This window comes from Rhizobacter sp. OV335 (genome assembly GCF_900142965.1).
GTDB lineage: Bacteria > Pseudomonadota > Gammaproteobacteria > Burkholderiales > Burkholderiaceae_C > Rhizobacter.
In genome coordinates, this window is record NZ_FRCQ01000036.1 from 1 (window position 1) to 14,795 (window position 14,795).

A 14,795-nucleotide genomic window follows, 5' to 3' on the forward strand; every position below is an offset into this window, starting at 1 on the left:
TCCACCGCGCTGCGGTCGTTCACCGCGATCACGCCGGCGGTGCCGTGCCAGTCGCCGTAGGTGTAGCCGACCGCGCCCGAGGTCGTGCGCACGTCCTGCGACGTCAGGTCCTGCTTGTCGTCGACGAACGAGACCATCGCATCGAAGCCGTAACCGCTGTAGCGGGCATAGATGTCGGCGACGCGCTGGTCGTTGGTGGCGCCGGTGGTTTCACCGAAGCCCCACAGCGCACCGGCCTTGAAGCCGGCGAAGGTGGGCGACTCGTACTTGACCGAGTTGTTGATGCGGGCCGGGCCGCCGTTGCCGGTGGCGCTGTAGGTGGTGCCGCCGCGCACCGGCTCGTAGCCGCCGAAGCCGCCGATCACCGCCGTGCTGGCACCGGTGGAGACGTTCGAGAACTCGCTGAAGTCGCTCGACAGGTTGTAGATGCTGCCGTATTGGCGACCCAGGGTCAGGGTACCGAGCTGCGCCGAGCCGAGGCCGACGTACGACTGGCGGCCCCAGAAGGCGTTCTGGCCGTTGGTGCCGTCGTCGATGTTGACACCGCTCTCGAGCACGGCCAGGGCACGCAGGCCGCCGCCGAGGTCTTCGGTGATGCGCAGGCCGAAGCGCGAGCCTTGCAGGCCGCCGGACTGCACGCGGCTCAGGTTGGCCGCGCCATTGGCGATCTGCACGTAGGCGTCGGCGACGCCGTACAGCGTCACGTTGGTGGTGGATTGTTGTGCGTCTTGCGCGTTGGCAGCGGCCGAGGCGGCCAGTGCGACCGCGGTCACGGCAAAGGTGGCGAACTTCATTCGAGTTTTCTCCGAGGGGGTGGTAGGCCCGCATCGTAGAAACCCGTCCCGTACAGGAACCTGACCGGAAGATGACGCGTTTGTCAGATTCCGTTCATCGCGCAGTCAGGCGCGGCGGCTGCGCTTGTGGCCCGTCACGGGCTTGCGATAAGCTGCGCCCTCTGCCGTCATGCTGCCTCCGATGCGAAGCAGCGTGGCCAGACGAGCGCGAGGCTTCCACAGAAGGCCGGTTGAAGCGCCATAGCACGCGGGTACGGAGGCGACCGCCGGTCGCCGTCAGGGAGGACAACATGTTTCGTATGGAAGCGTTGCACGCTCGTGGTGGCGTGCCCGCATGGCAGGTGGCGCGCCGCGCTGCGGCGCTGGTGGCCTGTGCGTTGTTGGCCAGCGTTGCGCAGGCACAGATGGCGATTCCCGGGAGTTTTTCGGTCTCGCCCGATGGTGCCGCGACCTATGGCATTCCGATTCAGGTGCCGCCCGGCATCGCCGGCATCGAGCCGTCGCTGACGCTCGGGTACAACAGCCGCTCGGGTAATGGCCCCTTGGGTGTCGGCTGGAATGTGTCGGGGCTGTCGCAGATCACGCGGTGTCCGCAGACCGTACCGCAGGACGGCGCGCAGACCGGCGTCAACTACACGTCGTCCGACCGCTTCTGCCTGGATGGGCAGCGGCTGATGGTGGTGGCCGGCACCTATGGTGCGGCCGGGTCCGAGTACCGCACCGAGCTCGAGAGCTTCTCCAAGGTGGTGGCCAACGGCGCAGCGGCCGGAGGCGGGCCGACCAGCTTCGTCGTCAAGACCAAGGCCGGGCTGACGATGGAGTTCGGCAACAGTGCCGACAGCAGCATCGAGGTGGTGGGCAAGACGCCGCTCGTGATTCGTGCGTGGCCCCTCAACAAGATCGTCGATACCAAGGGCAACACGCTGACCGTGACCTACCAGAAGGACACGACGAACGGCGTGTTCAACGGCGGGTACTACCCGCTGCAGATCGACTACACGGGCAATGCGACGACGGGCTTGCTGCCGGCGAGCAATGTGCAGTTCGCGTACGAGACCATCCGCACGGATGGCAACGTCGGCTATCAGGCCGGTTTCCCTGTCACCAATCGACTTCGGCTGCGCGCCATCGCGACGAACTCCGTCGGCGTGAACGTGCTGAGCTATCAGCTGACCTATGTGGCGGCACCGCAGGGAACGCGCTCACGCATCGAATCGATCAAGGTGTGCTCCGCGTCGGCCGGTTGTCTGCCTGAAATCGTGATCCAGGCCCCGTCGGGCGCACCCGGGTCGATTGGCTTCGGATCGGGGGACAGTCCCTCGCCGGCGGATCTATGCCTCGCGACTTGTGGTTCGTGGCAAGCCATCGACATCAACCATGACGGCATCTCGGATCTGGTGCACTTGAAGGACAGTGCCGGTCACTACAGCATTTGGCTCTCGAAGGGCGACGGCACCTTCAACGTGACCGAATACACCACGAATGAGGACCTGACGGTGGGCTCGTGGCAGGTGATGGACGTGGACGGCGACGGTATCCAGGACCTGATTCACCTGAAGGACAACTCCGGGAACTTCTCCTTCTGGTTCTCGACGGGGCAAGGAGCATTTGCGATCTCACCGCAACCGGTCAACACGGTCGACAGGCAATTGACCGAGGGAACTTGGCGAGTGCTTGATGTGAACGGTGACGGCCTGCCCGATCTGATGCACTTTCCGGCGACCTCCATCGCAGGGGCCTTCGTATGGCGGTCCACTGGAACGCCGGGCAATGGGTTCGTAGTCACCCAGGTGTCGAACAGCGCCGGGGACTTCATTGGGACGCCCGGATCCGGCCCGATCTTCACCATGGATCTGAACGGTGACGGTCGTGCCGATGTGATTCATCTTTCCAACAAGTTCCTCCTCGGGCTGTTTCCGAATTCCGGGTATGCCGGCATCGTGACTTGGATGTCGAATGGGGACAGCACGTTCAACATCGTGAAATCGGCCAACCCGGGTGCGGTGACCAGTAATGACGGAAGTGCTTGGCAAGTCCTCGATGTCAACGGCGACGGCTTGCCCGACCTCATCAACCTCAGCAGCACGACGGGCGGCCTCGTGATGTGGCTTGCCAAAGGGGACGGCACCTTCGCTGCCTCTCAGTTCACCTCGGTAGTCGATACCAATCTCGCGAACGGCAGCTGGCAGGTGGTCGACGTCAATGGGGATGGGCTCAACGACTTGATTCACCTGACGACGAACAACTACGAGTTTCAATTGTGGCGGTCGAGAGGCGATGGAACATTCGCTGTGTCGGGTCCGCGAAACGCGGGGGTGGGTGACCAGTGTCTGACCTGCGGTCGGTGGCTCGCGATGGACACGATGGGCGACGGCTACAAAACTGACCTGATCCACATGAACGACGATCTGGGCCATTTCACAGGCTGGTATCCCACGAGGTTCCAGGGCAGCGATCGCATCTTGAACGGGCTGGGAGGCGAGGTATCGTGGACGCTGAAGGGCCTTGCCGAGGTCTTCGGGAAGTTGGTGTCGAGCTACTCGATGTTGGTGTCGTCCGTGGATGGGCGTTGGACTGTGATTCCGCCGATGCAGGTGGTGACGGCGTCGCAGGTTTCCGACGGCCTGGGCGGTTTTCGCAAGACGAGCTACAGCTACGATTCCGCGCAGATGGAGCGCAACGGCCGAGGCTTCCTCGGGTTCAACTGGCTGCAGTCGGTCGATGAGGCAACGGGTGTCGTGACACGGACGATCTCGAACCTGAATTTCCCGTACACCGGCATGACGACCCAGGCCTTGCAGGGGCTCTCGCTGGCCAGTGGCTTCAACCTCGGCAGCACGACGACGACCTACGACTGCATCGATCCGGCGTCGACGACGATCCCGCCCGCGCCGTGCACGGTCGGCCCGGGCAAGCGCTACTTCGTCTACCCGAAGACGGTGGAGGCCCGCACTTGGGAGCTGAACGGCAAGCCGATGCCGCGCACGCGCACCGAGACCTTGGACGTGGACGCTTACGGCAATGTCGGCCGGATCATCACCTCGACGCTCGATGCCAACGGCAACGCGACGGGCTATGCCAAGACCGTCGTCAACACCTATGCCGCCCCCGACCTGGGCAACTGGTACCTGGGCCGCCTGCTGAAGAGCACGGTCACCTCGACGGGCCCGGACATTCCGGCGCCGGTGGTGCAGGGCACGGGTGGGCTGCCGCCTGCACCCCCGCCCCAGTTGCCCGCATCGGTGCTGCAGGTGATTCTGAGCATCCTGCTCGACGACTGACGCGCGAATGTCTCTGACGATTCGCAGACATTCAAGAACCGATGACACGCCGTCCGCTGTGAGCGGACGGCGGCAAGCCGAGAGGGAGGCCTTCGATGAGCAATGACAGGCACAGGGAGCAAGGGCGCGGGGTCTGGCGCGGGTTGTCGCTGGTGGGCATCCTGCTCTGCGGCCTCGTGGTGTCGCACGCGGCGTCGGCCGTCGAGACCATCACGCGCACCAGTTCGTTCGATTACGACCCGGTCAGCGGGCTGCTGAAGAAGGAGGTGGTCGAGCCGGGTTTTGCGGACCTGTGCGTGGTCACCGAGTACGGCTTCGATCCGTATGGCCGCAAGGCATCGATCAAGACGCGCAACTGCAACGGCAGCGCTGGCTCTACGCCAGGTGCTGTCGTGGAGGCAGCCGCACCGAGTGCCGCCGCGGCATTTCCGGAACGTGCGGCCAGCAGCGTGTATGACACGGACGATCCGCGTTTCGTGAAAACGGCGACCAACGCGCTCCAGCAGCAGGAGACGCGCGTCTACGACCGCCAGCTGGGGGGGGTGACGAGTTCGACCGGGCCGAACCAGCTGACGACGAATTGGACCTACGACGGGTTCGGTCGCAAGATCCGCGAGCACCGCGCAGATGGCAACGGCACCACCTGGGCCTACCAGTATTGCTCCGGCATCAACGGCGGGACACTCTTTTGTCCGGCGGTCGGCGGCGCTGCCAGCGCCTATGCCGTGACGGCCACGCCGATCCACTTCAGCTCCGACACGGCATGGGCCGCCAACGGTCCCTACGTGCGCACCTACTACGACAGCCTGGGCCGCGCCACGCGTGTCGAGACCCAGGGCTCCGACATCAATGGCGCGTCGCAACTGGTGCTGCAAGACACCGAGTACGAAGCCAACGGCAACGTCTATCGCCAGAGCCGTGCGTATTTCGACGGTCAGACGAAGTACTGGACGGTGTTCCAGCGCGACCAGCTGGGCCGGGTGACCCGCGTCGACTCTCCCGATGACGCCGGGACCGGCATCGTGTCGACGACCACAGCCTATGACCAGTTTGTGACGACCGTCAAGGATCCGCTGTCGCATACGACCACCGAAGAGCGCGACGTCCTCGGGCAGGTCGTCAAGATCACCGACGCTGCGAAAAACGTGCTGCTCCGCACCTATGACGCAGTCGGCAACTTGGTGCAGACGGCGGACTCGAAGGGCAACATCACCTCGTTGGTCTACGACCGTCGCGGCCGCAAGACCGCGCTGTACGACGCCGACATGGGCGTCTGGGGCTATTGCTACGACGCGCTGGGCCAGCTGAAGGCGCAGCAGAGCCCGCGGATGCGCGGCAGCAACGCGTTGGCCTCCTGCCCGGCATCGACCGGTACCGGCACCGTGGCGCAAGCGCTGCCCGACTGGACCACGATGGCCTACGACGTGCTGGGACGGCTGACGCAGCGCGTCGAGCCCGATGCCACCAGCACCTGGCGCTACGACTCCTACGCGAACGGCCAGGCGTGTGGTCGTGGCACCGGCAAGCTCTGCGAAGTGACGGCTGCGAACGACACATCGCGCAAGATCGTCTACGACGAATTCGGGCGCTTCAAGAGCGCGACGACGACGATCGGCGCGGCCTACGCGGCGGGCGTGACCTATGACGTGCATGGACGGGTCGACACGCAGTCATACCCCACCGGGCTCGTGACGCGCAACGTCTACACGGCGGGCCTGGGCTTCCTCAAGCAGCTGGTCGACACCCGCAACGGCCAAGCCCTCTGGACCGCCGATGCGTCGAATGCGAGTGGGCAGTTGACGCAGTTCACGTACGGCAACACGGTCACGACGAGCAACCAGTTCTTCCCGGGGTCGGGGCGGCTGAACATCACCCGTGCCGGCAGCGGCAACAGCGTCCAGAACCTGGTTCACACCTATGACGATGCCGGCGCGTTGAGCACCCGCGTCGACATGTTGACCACCGTGAACTCCAGCTACGCCTACGACGAGTTGAGCCGGGTTCTCAGCGAAACCAGATCGGGCGGGGGACTGCCGTCGCAGGCGATCGCGTGGACCTACGACGCGATCGGCAACATGCTGACCCGCACCGAAAGCGGCGCCACCAACACCTACAACTACAACCCCAGCGGCTCGGGCAGCAATCGCCCGCATGCGGTCGCGAACGTCAGCGGTTTCGTCAACGGCCTGGCCGTGCCGTCATACCAGTACGACGCCGACGGCAACCTGGTGTCGGGGGCCGGCCGCACGATGGCGTGGACCAGCTTCGACAAGGTGTCGAGCATCAGCCAGAACAGCACGCAGCTCACCTACCTGTACGGCAGTGAGCATGAGCGCGTGAAGGAAACCTATTTGCTCGGTGGCGTGTCGCAGCGCACCACGGTGTACCTGAACTCGCCGGACGGGTCGGGACTCTTCTACGAAGAAGAGAGCGGCGTGGCCGGCACGAGGAAGAAGCACTACCTGAGCGCCGGTGGCATGTCGATCGGCATGATCGTGTGCACGACCGATCCGTGCACCACGATCGCGAACACCAGCATCCAGTACTGGCACACCGACCACCTGGGCTCAGTCAGCGTCGTCACCAATGCGGTCGGCACGCCGATCGAGCGCATGGCCTACGAGCCGTTCGGCAAGCGCCGCAACAGCACCGGCCAGACCGACGGCAACGGCACGCTGACCGCCAGCAGCACCGACCGGGGCTACACCGGCCATGAGCACCTCGACGAGGTGAGCCTGATCAACATGAACGGCCGCATCTACGACCCGGCACTGGGCCGGTTCATGAGCGCGGATCCGGGCGTGCAGTCGCCGAACAGCCAGCAAAGCTACAACCGCTACGCGTATGCGTGGAACAGCCCGTTGAACGGCGCGGACCCGAGCGGCTATTGCTTCATGGACTGCTTCTGGCAGCCGAACGGGCGCACAACGCAGAACGTCACGAAGTCGCTGTTCAACCAGGTCCATCACCTGCCGGGGCAGGCGGCAGTCGATCGCTATGTGATGACGCACCAGTGGGCCTACACGGTGGGGTCGATCGCGGCGTCGTTCTACGGCGGCCCCGTGGGTTCGGCGGCTTGGTCCAGCTACTACACCTATCAGAGCACGGGGGACATGCATGCGGCATTGAACGCTGGGGCTGTCAGCCTGGGGACGGCGATTGCGTTCAACATGGTCGGCTCGGCGTTCCCGAGCGGGTATGAGAATGTGCTGGCTCACGTCGCGGTTGGTTGCCTGTCGTCCATGGCCGGCGGTGGGCAATGTCGACACGGAGCTCTGGCGGCCGGTGCCGGTGCTGCATGGTCCAACTATGGCTTCTCCGTCAAGGATGAAGGCTGGGGCACCGTCGCCAACTTGGCAATGGCCGCCACCCTGGGCGGGACCGCTTCGGCACTAGGTGGCGGCAAATTCTCGAATGGTGCTCAGACCGCGGCATATGGTTATCTTTTCAACCATTGGGCGCATGAGCTTGAATTGATGATGCACGGTCAGGAGGCGCATAAGTTGCTGCAGGACTGGGTCGAAAAGAAAGGTTATGTGGTAGAAGCCAAGTGTGCCAACTTCGACGCCTGTGTTGACGGTAGATTCGACATCGCCGATGCCAAGACTCTCGAGGTATGGGAAATCAAAAGATTTAGTTGGCATGGGATTGCAATGGGCGAGAAGGCGCTCGATGCTTATACCCAACCGGAAACGAATCTGACGCGGGGTAGTGATATCAAGGGCTTTGCGGTCAATGAGAAGTTCACCTTGTCGATAGGCGATGTTGACTACCAATACACGAATCAAGGTCATGGGTTGATTACCTACGAAAGGTTCGAGTACCAAAGGCCTGTCACAATATACAAGTTCAACATTCTTCCGTTGCCCGGAGGTTCTCCGCGCGATCGGGATCGATACAATTGAATTAGAAGCAGATACGCCGCAGGTGCGGTCATTGTCATAAAAGTGAAGCACGTCATGACACGTTTTGCGCGAGTACTTCTCGAGAAAATTTCCGATGTCAGGCGTGATTTCTCGTCATTGGGGTTCAAGCTGCCCGAGATCTACCTTGGGACCATCGAATCGATGAGAAGCAGGGGCACAGCAGAACAGACCTACGACCATTATTTGGACGAGGTCATGCTGGAGCATACGGCCCTGAAATTTCCATGGCGTCCTGTCATGCGGGACACGCTTTCACCGGACGAAAGGTCGCCTTACCTGGAGATGCTCGCAGCCAACTTCGGCAGCCCGCCGCCGGGTGTATCGCTTGATCCGAATTACAACCTGTTCCTGAAGCTTGATTCCGACACCGACGACAAATGGTTGAATGTATTCAGGGAGCAGAAAATAATGGAAATGGAACATTTCCGTCCGAAACTGGAAATTCTCATCGGCCCATCGAATCCTCGCCAGCGCATGATCCAGATAATCCGGCGGATCGCCGAGAGCGAAGGTTATCGGGTCAAGGGAAATTTGAAAATGAGTGGCGATTTCGCCGAATTCGAAAGCGGTATCGACGAGCCGGTTCCTGTTGTGATGAGGCTGATGGATCTGCACGCTATCGAGAAGCGCGGGCATGTTGTCCTTCAATACCTCTTTCCCGATCTATCGTCCAAACCTTTAGGTTTGAACGCATTCGCCCCGGGTGGCTACCTCTACTCCGAGTGGAACAAGACGCCTTTGGCGGTCGCGTTCTCTTTCTATGCGCAGTGCAAATTCCTGAGTCTTCTCAGAAGGCGCATGGCCGAGTAACTGCGTTCAAACCGCCATCGGCGCCGTCAACGCCGCATGGTGCTCATACCCCACCAGCGAGAAGTCCGACGGCTCGACCTTCTCCAGCCACTCCGGCTCGTAGCGCCCGGTCTTCGCGTAGTCGGGAATGCGGTCCGACAACTGCAGCTGCGGCGATGCGAACGGCGTCCGCGTCAGCTGCTCGCGCAGCATGTCGACGTGGGTCTCGTAGATGTGCGCGTCGCCGATGAAGTAGGTGAACCAGCGCGGCGTATAGCCGGTGAGCCGCCCCACCAGGTGCAGCAGCGCCGCACCCTCGGTCAGGTTGAACGGCGTGCCCAGGCCGACGTCGTTGCTGCGGATGTACAGGCACAGCGAGATCTCGCGCTTCTCCTGGCTGACCAGGAACTGGTACAGCAGGTGGCAGGGCGGCAAGGCCATCTCGTCGAGCTGCGCCCAGTTCCAGCCGTGGAACAGGATGCGCCGGCTGCCGGGGTCCTTGATGATCGTGTCCAGGCACTGGCGCAGCTGGTCGATCGCCTTGTACAGCAGCACGCGCTCGGCCTCGCCGTCGTCGAACACCGCGGTGAACTGGTAGCCGCGCGCGATCGCGTCGTCGATCTGTGCCGTCTGCGTTGCGTCGATCACCTTGTAGGCCGGCCAGTTGCGCCACTGCACGCCGTACACCGGGCCGAGGTCGTCGGCCTGCAGGCGATACGGGTTGGCCAGCCACTGCGGGTTCTCGTTGGCGTTCTGGTCCCACACCTTGCAGCCCAGCGCGCGGAACTCGGCCGCGCTGCGGCTCGCCCGCAGGAAGCCCACCATCTCGCCAACCGCCGACTTGAACGCAAGCTTCTTCGTCGTCACCGCCGGGAAGCCCTGCTGCAGGTCGAAGCGCAGCGTGGCGCCGGGGATGCTCAGCGTGCGCACACCGGTGCGGTTGTCCTGCCAGCTGCCGTGGTCGAAGATGCTCTGGACGAGGTCGAGGTACTGTTTCATGGGGGGGCTTCTGAACGAAGGCGGGATTATCGGGGCAATGAAAAACGGGCGCCGAAGCGCCCGCACTTCACAGGATCCTGGGGATCAGGACTGGCCCGGCTCGCGCAGGAACAGCTCCACGCGGCGGTTCTTCGCCCGGCCGGCTTCGCTGCCGTTGTCGGCCACCGGCTCGCGCTCGCCGTGGCCCGCGGTCTCGATGCGGCTCGCGGCCACGCCGCGCGTGCTCAGGTAGTCGCGCACGCTGTGGGCGCGCTCCAGCGACAGCGGGTTGTTGATCGCGTCGGAGCCGGTGTTGTCGGTGTGGCCGACGATGCTCAGGCGCACGTTCGGGTCGTTCTTCAGGCTCTCGGCGAACGGGTCGAGCACGGCGCGCAGCTCGGGCTTGATGGTCGCGCTGCCGGTTGAGAACGACACGTCGTTCGGCACGTTCAGCTTCAGCTGGTTGTCGGCGGTGCGGGTGACCTCGACGCCGGTGCCCTTGGTCGCCTGCTCCATCTGGGCGCGGCGTTCTTCCTGGCGCTTCGACCAGATGTTGCCGGCCACCGCGCCGAGCGCGCCGCCGATCACCGCGCCGGTGCCGGCCTTGCCGCCGGTCACCGAGCCAAGCACGGCACCGGCTGCTGCGCCGGCGCCGGCACCGACGGCGGTGCCCTTCTGGCGTTCACTCATGTTTTCGCAGCCGGCCAGTAGCACGGCGGCGGCAGCGCTGACGATCAGCGCGGTGGATCGGAAGGTGAGGGTGTTCATGGTCTTCTCCTGGAAAAAAGGTTCGTGCGCGCGAGCGGACAGCGAGTATCGACCGCGCGTTTGACAGCTGTCTGTCGGCCGTCGGTAACAGTTGATGTCGGCCGGCGCTTACAGCCGGGGTGTCAACAACGAGGCGTCACAGATCGAACTGCAGCGCCGCCAACCGCGCATAGAGCCCGCCGGCAGCCGCCAGTTCCGCATGCGTGCCGGTTTCGACGATGCGCCCGTGCTCCATCACGACGATGCGATCGGCGCGCTGCACCGTGGCCAGGCGGTGCGCGATCACCAGCGTCGTGCGGTCCTTCATCGCCGATTCGAGCGCGGCCTGCACCATGCGCTCGCTCTCGGCATCCAGCGCGCTGGTGGCCTCGTCGAGCAGCAGCAGCGGCGGGTTCTTCAGCATCGCCCGCGCGATGCTGATGCGCTGGCGCTGCCCACCCGACAGCCGCACGCCGCGCTCGCCGAGGAAGGTCTGGTAGCCCTCGGGCAACGCGCTGATGAAGTCGTCCGCGAACGCGGCGCGCGCGGCCGCGATCACCTCGTCGTCGCTCGCCTCCGGCCGGCCATAGCGGATGTTCTCGAGCGCATTGGCCGAGAAGATCACGCTGTCCTGCGGCACGATGCCGATGCGCTGGCGCAGCGCCTGCAGCGCGGTGTCGCGCACGCTGACGCCGTCGACCGCGACCCGGCCCTCGGCCACGTCGTAGAAGCGCAGCAGCAGCTGGAACACCGTGCTCTTGCCGGCGCCGCTCGGCCCGACCAGCGCGACCGTTTCGCCCGGCCGCACCTGCAGCGTGAAATCCGCCAGCGCCGCATGCTGCGGCCGCGACGGGTAGCGGAAGCTGACGCCTTCGAGCGCCACCGCCGAGCCGCCGCGGGTGGCCGGCAGCGCCGCGGCCTGCGCCGGCGACGCGATCGACGAACTCGTGGCCAGCAGCTCCATCAGCCGCTCGGTGGCGCCCGCCGCGCGCAGCAGGTCGCCATACACCTCGGCCAGCACCGCGACCGAGCTGACGAGGATGATCACGTAGACCACCGTCTGCCCCAGGTGGCCGGCGCTGACCTGGCCGGCGATCACCGCCTGCGTGCCCTGGTACAGGCCCCACAGCAGCGCGCCGAAGGTCGCGGTGATGATGAAGGCGACCAGCCCCGAGCGCACGCGCGTGCGGCGCACCGCGGTGGCGAAGGCGTTCTCGGTCGAGTCGCTGAAGCGCTTCGCCTCGCGCGCCTCCTGCGTGTAGCTCTGCACCACCGGCACCGCGTTCAGCACCTCGGCGGCGATCGCGCTCGAATCGGCGACGCGGTCCTGGCTGGCGCGCGACAGCTTGCGCACGCGCCGCCCGAAGTACAGCGACGGCAGCACCACGATGATCAGGATGCCCAGCACCTGCGTCATGACCAGCGGGTTCGTGATGATCAGCATCAGCATCGCGCCCAGGCCCATCACCGTGTTGCGCAAGCCCATGCTGAGGCTGGAGCCGACCACGGTCTGCACCAGCGTGGTGTCGGTGGTCAGCCGCGACAGCACCTCGCCGGTCTGCGTGGTCTCGAAGAACTCCGGGCTCTGCTCGATGACGTGGGCGTAGACGGCGCTGCGCAGGTCGGCGGTGACCCGCTCGCCGAGCCAGGTCACCATGTAGAAGCGCGCCGCCGAGAACACCCCGAGCGCCGCGCCGACGCCGAACAGCGCGAAGAAGTGGCCACGCAGCGCGAGCAGCCGCTCGCCGGGATCGGAGGCGACCAGCCCCTGGTCGATCAGCGACTTCAGCGCGGCCGGGAACACCAGCGTCGCCACCGCGGCCATCACCAGGAAGACGACGGCCAGCCCGATGCGCCCGCGGTACGGCCGCAGGAAGGGCATCAGCCCGCTGAGGGATCGGACGTCGCGAGCGGGCGCCGGGGTGGCCGCCGCAGTGGGCGCGTTCGAGGGCGCGGTCGTGGAAGAAGTGGGCATCGGGAGGAGCCGTATCGGCAAGCTGTGGCGAAAAGGCGCCACGCACTGTAGCCGAACAAGGCCGGGGCAAAGGCGGCCTTGACAATGACTGCCTAAGCAAATAAAGTCCAGGCATCGAGATAGCCAACGGACCCCATCCGACCGCCATGAGCCGCAGCCCCGTTCCCGCCGACTTCTACAACCGCGACGCGTATTGCGCCGAGGAGAGCGTGGGCTACCTGATGAAACGGATCATGCTGTCGATCAGCTCCCAGGTCGACAGCAAGCTGGGCGAGCACGGTCTCACCAGCGCGCAATGGGGCCCGCTGTTCAAGGTCTTCCACTCGGGCCAGGGCAAGGCGACGGTCGCCGAGCTGGCGCGCTGGCTGCAGTCCGATGCCGGCGCCACCACGCGCCTGCTGGATCGGCTGGAGCGCAAGGGCCTGTGCAAGCGGGTGCGCAGCACCGAAGACCGCCGGGTCGTCGAGATCGAGCTGACGCCGGAAGGCGAGGCCTCGATCGCCGAGGTGCCCGCCGTTCTGGCGGAGGTGCTGAACGCCCATCTGGCCGGATTCTCGAAGACCGAATGGCAGGCGCTGAAGATTTACCTGCAGCGCATGCTGGCCAACGGAGAGGCGTTGCGCGACGAGGCCTGAGGCCGGCCGCGCGACACCCGTCAATCACACGAAAAGTCGAACGAGGTGGACCATGTCGTCCCAATGCTTGCCTGAGCAAATACAGCCGAAACAATCATCTGACAGAAAGTCTGGTCTCATGTCCGCGATCCCTTCCTTGCAGGCCCTGCGCGCGCACCGCGAGCTTCCGGCGCTGACCGCGCTGGTGGTGGCGCTGGCTTCCACGCTGGTGCTGACGCTGGCCGGCTGCGCCAGCACCAACGGCATTGCGCCGGGCGCCAAGCTGGTCGAGCCGACCGCAGTCGGCCTGGCTGACCAGGCCGATGCCGTGTCGCCGGCCATCGAGGCCAGCTGGTGGCAGTCGTTCGGCGACAGCACGCTGAACGGCCTGGTCGACAAGGCGCTGACCGGCAGCCCGACCCTGAAGGTGGCGCAGACCCGTATCACGCGTGCCCAGGCCGCGATCGACAACGTGGCGGCGGCCGACGGCCTGCAGGTCACCGGCCAGTTCGACGCGACCCGCCAGCGCTTCACCGAAACCGGCCTGGTGCCGCCCCCGATCGGCGGCACGATGCAGACCACGGCCACGCTGCAGGCCGCTGCGTCGTGGGAGTTCGACTTCTTCGGCCGCAACCGTGCCGCGCTCGATGCCGCCCTCGGCTCGCAGCGTGCGCAAGAGGCTGAACTGCAGGCGGCGCGCGTGCTGCTGGCGGCCAACGTCTCGCGCAACTACGTGCAACTGGCGCGCCTGCTCGAGCAGCGCGATGTCGCGACCCGCTCGCTGCAGCAACGCGACGACATCCTGTCGCTCATTCGCCAGCGCGTGCAGGCCGGGCTCGACACCACGGTCGAACTGCGCCAGGGCGAGGGCGCCTTGCCCGAGACCCGCCAGCAGGTCGAGGCGCTGAACGAGCAGATCGCGCTGACCCGCCATGCACTGGCCGCGTTGACGGCGCAGGCGCCGAATGCGCTCGACACGCTGAACCCGCGCCTGCAACCGGTGCAGGCCGTGCCGCTGCCGGCCAACGTGCCGGCCGACCTGCTGGGCCGCCGCGCCGACATCAGCGCCGCGCGCTGGCGTGTCGAGGCCGCCACCAGCGACGTCAAGTCGGCGCGTGCCCAGTTCTACCCGAACATCAGCCTGACGGGCTTTGCCGGCTTCTCCAGCATCGGACTCGACAACCTGCTGAAGTCCGACAGCCAGCAGTACGGCATCGGCCCGGCGATCCGCCTGCCGATCTTCGACGGCGGCCGGCTGCGCGCCAACCTGCGCGGCAAGTCGGCCGACCTGGACCTGGCGATCGAGAGCTACAACGCCGCGGTGCTCGACGCGGTGCGCGACGTGGCCGACCAGATCAGCTCGCTGCAATCGATCGAGCGCCAGCAGAAGGAACAGGCCAGCGCGCAGGTGTCGGCCGAAGCCGCCTACGACATCGCGACCCAGCGCTACAAGGCCGGCCTCGGCACCTACCTGGTCGTGCTGAACGCCGAGTCCACGGTGCTGACGCAGCGCCGCCTGGGCACCGACCTGAAGGCGCGTGCGCTGGACACGCAAGTGGCGCTGATCCGCTCATTGGGCGGCGGCTACACGGTGGCAGCCAAGACGGCCACCGCGGCCGCGCCGGTGCGCACCGCGCAGGCGCTCTGATCCCGAGCCGCTTCGATCCGAATTTCAATACGAACACAGCAAG

General features: G+C 65.4%; 9 protein-coding genes. 5 read left to right on the forward strand and 4 right to left on the reverse strand.

Annotated elements, in window-relative coordinates; all coding sequences use genetic code 11:
- Positions 1-794: porin (locus BUE42_RS27410; RefSeq protein ID WP_143171793.1), on the reverse strand; the 794-nt coding region annotated here is incomplete at its 3' end.
- Between the two features lie 290 nt (positions 795-1,084).
- Here BUE42_RS27410 and BUE42_RS27415 point away from each other — a divergent pair.
- The 3 genes from BUE42_RS27415 (at position 1,085) to BUE42_RS27425 (ending at position 8,811) form a co-directional block, all read left to right on the forward strand.
- Positions 1,085-4,075 (forward strand): FG-GAP-like repeat-containing protein, encoded by a 2,991-nt coding sequence (locus tag BUE42_RS27415; protein WP_159445504.1) that lies wholly within the window; start codon positions 1,085-1,087, stop codon positions 4,073-4,075.
- Between the two features lie 95 nt (positions 4,076-4,170).
- Entirely contained in the window at positions 4,171-7,980 is a 3,810-nt protein-coding gene (locus BUE42_RS27420; protein ID WP_083614646.1) for an RHS repeat domain-containing protein, read from the forward strand.
- Between the two features lie 54 nt (positions 7,981-8,034).
- Positions 8,035-8,811: a hypothetical protein gene (locus tag BUE42_RS27425; RefSeq protein ID WP_143171794.1), complete on the forward strand. Its 777-nt coding sequence runs from the start codon at positions 8,035-8,037 to the stop codon at positions 8,809-8,811.
- Positions 8,812-8,817: 6 nt separating this feature from the next.
- Here BUE42_RS27425 and BUE42_RS27430 read toward each other — a convergent pair whose 3' ends face one another.
- From BUE42_RS27430 to BUE42_RS27440, 3 genes are all read right to left on the reverse strand, one after another.
- Positions 8,818-9,789, reverse strand: coding sequence for a thymidylate synthase (locus tag BUE42_RS27430; RefSeq protein WP_073468464.1), 972 nt, complete (start codon positions 9,787-9,789; stop codon positions 8,818-8,820).
- A gap of 84 nt (positions 9,790-9,873) precedes the next feature.
- On the reverse strand, positions 9,874-10,536 hold the full coding sequence (locus BUE42_RS27435) for a YiaD family glycine zipper/OmpA-like lipoprotein (RefSeq protein WP_073468465.1): 663 nt from the start codon (positions 10,534-10,536) through the stop codon (positions 9,874-9,876).
- Positions 10,537-10,672: 136 nt separating this feature from the next.
- Entirely contained in the window at positions 10,673-12,490 is a 1,818-nt protein-coding gene (locus BUE42_RS27440) for an ABC transporter transmembrane domain-containing protein (protein WP_073468466.1), read from the reverse strand.
- Positions 12,491-12,636: 146 nt separating this feature from the next.
- Between BUE42_RS27440 and BUE42_RS27445 the strand changes: the two genes are divergently transcribed.
- A complete protein-coding gene (locus BUE42_RS27445) occupies positions 12,637-13,125 on the forward strand; it encodes a MarR family winged helix-turn-helix transcriptional regulator (RefSeq protein WP_073468467.1) in 489 nt (162 codons plus the stop codon).
- Between the two features lie 118 nt (positions 13,126-13,243).
- Complete coding sequence (locus BUE42_RS27450; protein WP_073468468.1) at positions 13,244-14,752, forward strand: efflux transporter outer membrane subunit; 1,509 nt, start codon at positions 13,244-13,246, stop codon at positions 14,750-14,752.
- The last annotated feature ends 43 nt before the right edge of the window (positions 14,753-14,795 follow it).

What these genes read in the sequence shown, in the direction of transcription:
- BUE42_RS27415 (WP_159445504.1), top strand. Translation starts at nt 1,085, where the DNA reads ATGTTTCGTATGGAAGCGTTGCACGCTCGTGGTGGCGTGCCCGCATGG.
- BUE42_RS27420 (WP_083614646.1), top strand. Translation starts at nt 4,171, where the DNA reads ATGAGCAATGACAGGCACAGGGAGCAAGGGCGCGGGGTCTGGCGCGGG.
- BUE42_RS27425 (WP_143171794.1), top strand. Translation starts at nt 8,035, where the DNA reads ATGACACGTTTTGCGCGAGTACTTCTCGAGAAAATTTCCGATGTCAGG.
- BUE42_RS27430 (WP_073468464.1), bottom strand. Translation starts at nt 9,789, where the DNA reads ATGAAACAGTACCTCGACCTCGTCCAGAGCATCTTCGACCACGGCAGC.
- BUE42_RS27435 (WP_073468465.1), bottom strand. Translation starts at nt 10,536, where the DNA reads ATGAACACCCTCACCTTCCGATCCACCGCGCTGATCGTCAGCGCTGCC.
- BUE42_RS27440 (WP_073468466.1), bottom strand. Translation starts at nt 12,490, where the DNA reads ATGCCCACTTCTTCCACGACCGCGCCCTCGAACGCGCCCACTGCGGCG.
- BUE42_RS27445 (WP_073468467.1), top strand. Translation starts at nt 12,637, where the DNA reads ATGAGCCGCAGCCCCGTTCCCGCCGACTTCTACAACCGCGACGCGTAT.
- BUE42_RS27450 (WP_073468468.1), top strand. Translation starts at nt 13,244, where the DNA reads ATGTCCGCGATCCCTTCCTTGCAGGCCCTGCGCGCGCACCGCGAGCTT.